Origin of the sequence: Streptomyces sp. MnatMP-M17, from assembly GCF_900091995.1 — a bacterium.
Taxonomy (GTDB): Bacteria; Actinomycetota; Actinomycetes; order Streptomycetales; family Streptomycetaceae; genus Streptomyces.
Map to the genome: position 1 here is coordinate 1 of NZ_FMDK01000514.1, position 6,091 is coordinate 6,091.

4 protein-coding genes are annotated in these 6,091 nt (G+C 71.1%); 2 read left to right on the top strand and 2 right to left on the bottom strand.

Annotated features, from left to right (window positions below; translation table 11 throughout):
• Together malQ and GA0115259_RS22605 are read left to right on the top strand one after the other, a co-directional pair.
• On the top strand, positions 1 to 1,892 hold a 1,892-nt coding region (gene malQ / locus GA0115259_RS22600), incomplete at its 5' end, for a 4-alpha-glucanotransferase (protein ID WP_107469246.1).
• Between the two features lie 20 nt (positions 1,893 to 1,912).
• Positions 1,913 to 2,143 (top strand): hypothetical protein, encoded by a 231-nt coding sequence (locus tag GA0115259_RS22605; RefSeq protein ID WP_093600227.1) that lies wholly within the window; start codon positions 1,913 to 1,915, stop codon positions 2,141 to 2,143.
• Between the two features lie 98 nt (positions 2,144 to 2,241).
• On the opposite strand, the gene GA0115259_RS22610 is transcribed toward GA0115259_RS22605, so the two are convergent.
• Together GA0115259_RS22610 and pepN are read right to left on the bottom strand one after the other, a co-directional pair.
• Positions 2,242 to 3,321, bottom strand: a complete 1,080-nt coding sequence (locus tag GA0115259_RS22610; protein ID WP_237540355.1) for an MASE1 domain-containing protein — start codon at positions 3,319 to 3,321, stop codon at positions 2,242 to 2,244.
• Positions 3,322 to 3,406: 85 nt separating this feature from the next.
• Positions 3,407 to 5,983, bottom strand: a complete 2,577-nt coding sequence (gene pepN / locus GA0115259_RS22615) for an aminopeptidase N (protein WP_093600233.1) — start codon at positions 5,981 to 5,983, stop codon at positions 3,407 to 3,409.
• Positions 5,984 to 6,091 lie beyond the last annotated feature (108 nt).

The window sequence follows — 6,091 nt, forward strand, 5'->3', positions numbered from 1 at the left end:
TGCCGCCGGCAGGGCCCGACGCGTCCGCCGTCTGGGCGGAGCTGCCGCTCGGAGTGCACCGGCTGACCGTCCGCGCGCCCGCCTCCGACGACAGCCCGCCGCGGGCGGAGCAGGCCGTCCTCGTCGTCGCGCCCGACCGGGTGCCCACGCCCGAAGGCCGGGCCCATGGCTTTCTGGTGCAGCTCTACTCGCTGCTCTCCAGCCGCTCCTGGGGCATGGGCGACCTCGGCGATCTCGCCGAACTGGCCGCGTGGTCCGGGCGGTCGCTCGGCGCCGGCTTCGTCCAGATCAATCCGCTGCACGCCGCCGTACCGGGCACGCCCACCGATCCCTCGCCGTACCGCCCGTCCTCGCGCCGCTTTCCCGATCCGGTCCATCTGCGGATCGAGGCCGTCCCGGAGTACGCGTACGTCCATGGCGCCGACCGCGAGCGGCTCGACGGACTGGCCGAGCGGGCCGCGGGCCTGCGGGAGTCCGTGCTCGACAAGACGCCGGGCACGTCGAACAATCCTGGTGGTTCGGGCAAGGCCGCGCTGATCGACCGTGACGCCGTATGGGCACTCAAACGGGCCGCCCTGGAGATCCTGTACACCGTCGAGCTCGGCCCGGGCCGCCGCGCCGAGTACTGCGACTTCCTCGCCGCGCAGGGCCGGGCCCTGGAGGACCACGCCACCTGGAACGCTCTCGCCGAGGTCCACGGCCCGCGGTGGGGTGAGTGGCCGGCCGGGCTGCGCGATCCGCGCTCCGCCGAGACGGCCGCGGCCCGGCGGCAGCTTCTCGCCCGCGTCGACTTCCACAGCAGGCTCGCCTGGCTGACGGACGAACAGCTCGCCGCCGCCGACCGCGCGGCCGAGGACGCCGGTATGGCCGTCGGGATCGTCCATGATCTCGCCGTCGGAGTTCACCCGGACGGCGCCGACGCCTGGGCCCAGCAGGACGCCTTCGCCGCCGGAATGTCGGTCGGCGCTCCGCCCGACGCCTTCAACGCGCTCGGCCAGGACTGGGGCCTGCCGCCATGGCGTCCCGATGTGCTGGCCGCGTCCGGCTACGCGCCGTACCGAGGGCTGCTCAAGGGACTGCTGCGGCACGCCGGCGCGCTGCGGATCGACCATGTGATGGGCCTGTTCCGGCTCTGGTGGGTGCCGGAGGGCCAGGATCCCACCCGGGGAACGTATGTCCGGTACGACGCCGAGGCGATGCTCGCCGTCCTCGCCCTGGAGGCCCACCGCGCGGGCGCGGCCGTCATAGGAGAGGATCTGGGCACCGTGGAGCCCGGTGTACGGGAGGCGCTGGAGCGGCGCGGAGTGCTCGGCACATCCGTGCTCTGGTTCGAGCGCGACTGGGACGGTACGGGCGAGCCGTTGCCTCCCGAGAGCTGGCGCGAGGGCTGTGTGGCCACCGCCACCACCCACGATCTGCCGTCCACGGCGGCCCGGCTCACCGGAGAGCATGTGGAGCTGCGCCACCGGCTCGGGCTGCTCACCCGCCCGCTGGAGCAGGAGCAGTCGGAGGCGCAGGCCGAGATCGCGGAGTGGCTGGGCTGTCTGACCAGGCTGGGACTGCTGCCCGGCGGCGACGAGGAGGAGCGGATCCGCGCGGTGTACCGGTTCCTGCTGCGCACTCCGGCGCGGCTGGTCGGCGTCTGGCTGCCGGACGCCGTGGGCGACCGCAGACCGCAGAATCTGCCGGGCACCTGGGACCAGTACCCCAACTGGCGCCTGCCCGTCGCGGACGCCGAGGGCCGCCCGGTGACCTTGGAGGAGCTGGCCGCCTCGCCCAGGCTGCACGCGCTGATGGAGGTGTTCCGTACGGGTACGGCACCCGGTACGGGACGCGGTCCTTCACACGGCGCGGGACGCGGTACGGCACCCCCGCCCGCGCGGCCGGTGTAGGCGTTCGCTACGTTTGCACCGTGGACAAGAAGAACGCTCTGCGCGCCGGCGCCCTGGCGGCCGGTACGACGCTGATGATGCTGCTCATGTCGTCCCCGGCGCTCGCGCTCACCCGGGACGACGGTGACTATCCCGGCCCCGGTCTGAGCATCGCCGAGACGCTCGGGCTGTATGTGGTGGCCCCGCTGGTGATCTTCGGAGTCATCGCGGGCCTGGTCATGGTTCTCGACAAGTCCCACAAGCACGTCTGACCGTCCGGCCGCACAGGCCGGCGAAGGCGCCGCCCCGCACGCCGAGTGCGCCGGGCGGTGCCTTCGCGCGTTCCGGGCCGTACGGTCGGCCCGGTCGGTCACAGCCCGCGCTTCTCCCGCTCCCGCTCCCGCTCCCACTCCCGGTCCCTGTTCCGCAGCCGTAGCTTCGTCCACTCGCCGGGCGCGAGCTGGTCCACCACCTCGGCCAGCGTCTCGCACGCCTCCTCGATCTTCATATGGATGTTCTTCTGCTCGGTGACGGTCGCCGTCAGCAACAGCGAGGTCAGTGCCAGGGACCCGTTGAACGCCTGGATGCTGATCATCCGTTCGAGCAGGGTGTGATGGGCGAACGCTCCTGTCGGGGAGGTCGTCTCCCAGACCGCCCTGAGGGAGACGAGCAGTGCGAACGGCGCGCTCCCGGCGAGATGGAAGCGCAGCGCCGCCCAGATCAGCACGGGAAAGACAAGAAAGAGCAGAGTGAACGGAGTCACGGTGGCCAGCCGTGTCACCACGGCGGTGGTGACCACCAGCGCCGATGCCTCGGCCCACCGGTGGAAGCGCAGCGGCAGCCGCAGACGGCACAGCAGTAGCAGAAAGGGAGTGACGAGCAGCACGCCCATCGCGTCGCCCGTCCACCAGGCCAGCCAGGCCGTCCAGAATCCCACCGGCAGCTCGTTGCCGACCAGCAGGACCACCGATCCCATCGTGGCGCTGACCAGCGTCCCGGCCAGCCCGCCCAGGAAGACCAGCGCCACTCCGTCCCGCAGCCGGTCCAGCTCCGTACGGAAGCCCACGCGCCGCAGGAGCAGCAGTGAAGAGACCGGTCCGAGAGTGTTCCCGGCCAGGACCACGAGCTGCACTCCGCCCATGGAGCCGAGCGTCGTGATGTTGGCGAAGGCGCCCAGGGTGATGCCCGGCCAGACGCCGGGGCCCAGGAGGAGCAGAGCGGCCACGGAGATGCCGGTGGACGGCCACAGCGGTGAGATGCCGGTGGCGTCGGCCCTGATGACCTCCTTCTGGAGGCCGAACCACGCGCCCGCGTAGTAGGCGCCGGCGACGCCAAGGATCCGGAGGGCGGCCAGGGACAGACGTCGGAGTTCCTCGGTGCGCACCACAGCGGCCATCAGACATCGAGTCCCGCCCGGTCCGGCCGTGACACGCACTGCGGTGGTGCCCATGTCACCCGGCGCCGCGCGCGTGCGGTGCGTACGGTGCGCGTGCGTGCGGTGGGGGACGGCCCGCTGGACCGTCCCCCACGCGCCGTTACGCCGTGGCCGCCGCCTCGTCCGCCGCCTGGGCCCTCAGCGCGCGCTCCACGCCCGACCTCGACTCCGAGATCAGCCGGCGCAGCGCCGCGTTCGGCCCTGCCGAGGCGAGCCAGGCGTCCGTCGCGTCCAGCGTCGCCCGGGAGACCTGGAGGGACGGATACAGGCCGACCGCGATCTGCTGGGCCATCTCGTGGGAGCGGGACTCCCAGACGTCCGCGACCGCCGCGAAGAACTTCTCCGTGTACGGCGCCAGCAGCTCACGCTGGTCGGTCTGGACGAAGCCGCTGATCACCGCCTCCTGGAGCGCGTTCGGGAGCTTGTCGCTCTCCACCACCGAGGCCCACGCCTCCGCCTTGGCCTCCGGCAGCGGACGCGCCGAGCGCGCCGCCGCCGCGTGGCGCTCGCCCGCGGCCGTCTTGTCGCGCTCGTACTCGGCCGCGATCTCCTCCTCGTCGTGCAGACCCACCGCCGCCAGCCGCTGGACGAACGCCCAGCGCAGCTCGGTGTCGACGGCCAGGCCCTCGATCGTCTCCGTACCGTCGAGCAGGCTCTGCAGCAGATCGAGCTGCTGCGGTGTGCGCGCCGTCGCCGCGAACGCCCGTGCCCACGCGAGCTGGTGGTCGCTGCCGGGCTCGGCCGCGCGCAGATGCGCCAGCGTCGCGTCCGTCCACCGCGTCAGCCCGGCCTCGCGCCACGCGGGCGCCGCGTACAGATCGAGCGCCAGCTTCACCTGGCGGTGGAGCGACTGCACCACGCCGATGTCCGACTCCTTCGTGATGCCGGAGAGCACCAGCTCCAGATAGTCGCGGGTGGCCAGCTCGCCGTCGCGCGTCATGTCCCACGCCGACGCCCAGCACAGCGCCCGCGGCAGCGACTCCGTGAAGTCGCCGAGATGCTCGGTGACGACCCGCAGCGACTCCTCGTCCAGCCGGACCTTCGCATAGCTCAGATCGTCGTCGTTGAGCAGGACCACCGCGGGACGCGGCGTGTTCACCGGGAACGGCACGTCCGTGCTCGCGCCGTCCACGTCCAGCTCGATCCGGCTCGTACGGACCAGCTTGCCGTTCCCGTCCAGGTCGTAGCAGCCGATCGCGATCCGGTGCGGGCGCAGCACGGGCTCGCCCTTGGCGCCCGCGGGCAGCGCCGGCGCCTCCTGCCGTACGGAGAACGACGTCACATGGCCCGACGCGTCCAGCTCGATCTCCGGACGCAGGATGTTGATGCCCGCCGTCTCCAGCCATGCCTTCGACCAGGTCTTCAGATCACGTCCGGAGGTCTCCTCCAGCGCGCCCAGCAGATCCGCGAGCCGGGTGTTCCCGTACGCGTGCGCCTTGAAGTACGCCTGGACGCCACGGAAGAACTCGTCCTGCCCGACATACGCGACGAGCTGCTTCAGTACCGAGGCGCCCTTGGCGTAGGTGATGCCGTCGAAGTTGACCAGCACGTCGTCCAGATCGCGGATGTCCGCCATGATCGGATGCGTGGAGGGCAGCTGGTCCTGACGGTACGCCCAGGTCTTCATGGAGTTGGCGAACGTCGTCCAGGACTGCGGCCACCGCGAGCCCGGCGCGGCGGCCAGACAGGCGATCGAGGTGTAGGTGGCGAACGACTCGTTCAGCCAGAGGTCGTTCCACCACTCCATGGTGACCAGATCGCCGAACCACATGTGCGCCAGCTCGTGCAGGATCGTCTCGGCCCGCGTCTCGTAGGCCGCGTCCGTCACCTTCGAGCGGAAGACGTACTGGTCGCGGATGGTCACCGCGCCCGCGTTCTCCATCGCTCCCGCGTTGAACTCCGGTACGAAGAGCTGGTCGTACTTGGCGAAGGGATAGTCGTAGTCGAACTTCTCCTGGAACCAGTCGAAGCCCTGTCGGGTGACCTCGAAGATCGCGTCCGAGTCCAGATACCCGGCGAGCGAGGGACGGCAGTAGATGCCCAGCGGCACGGACTGCCCGTCCTTCTCGTACGAGCTGTGCACCGAGTGGTACGGACCGACGATCAGCGCCGTGATGTACGACGAGATGCGCGGCGTCGGCTCGAAGCTCCAGACGTTCTCCTTGGGCTCCGGCGTCGGCGAGTTGGAGACGACGGTCCAGCCCTCGGGAGCCTTCACCGTGAACCGGAAGGTCGCCTTGAGGTCCGGCTGCTCGAACGAGGCGAAGACGCGCCGCGCGTCCGGCACCTCGAACTGCGTGTAGAGATAGGCCTGCTGGTCGACCGGATCGACAAAGCGGTGCAGGCCCTCGCCCGTGTTGGTGTACGCGCAGTCCGCGACGACCGTCAGCTCGTTCGGGCCCTCGTGCAGATGCGGCAGCGCGATCCGCGAGTCCCGGAAGACCGCGGCGACATCCAGCGCGGTGCCGTTCAGTACGACCTCGTGCACGGCGGGCGCCACCAGATCGATGAAGGTCTCCGCCCCGGCCTCCGCGCTCTCGAAGCGCACCGTGGTCACGGACCGGTAGGTGCCGCCCTCCTGCGCGCCGCTGAGATCGAGGTCGATCCCGTACGAGTCAACGGTGAGCAGGCGCGCACGCCGCTGCGCCTCTTCGCGGGTCAGATTTGTGCCTGGCACCCGGGTCATCTCCTCGGTATGTGACGTTTCCCGCCATCCTTCCACGCGGACCGGCCCGTACGCCCGGCAGTAATGGGGCGGCACGACCGCCGCGGCAGCGGCTCCGCG

Excerpts from the sequence above, each read along its gene's own strand:
- GA0115259_RS22610 (WP_237540355.1), bottom strand. The coding sequence starts at position 3,321 with ATGGGCACCACCGCAGTGCGTGTCACGGCCGGACCGGGCGGGACTCGA.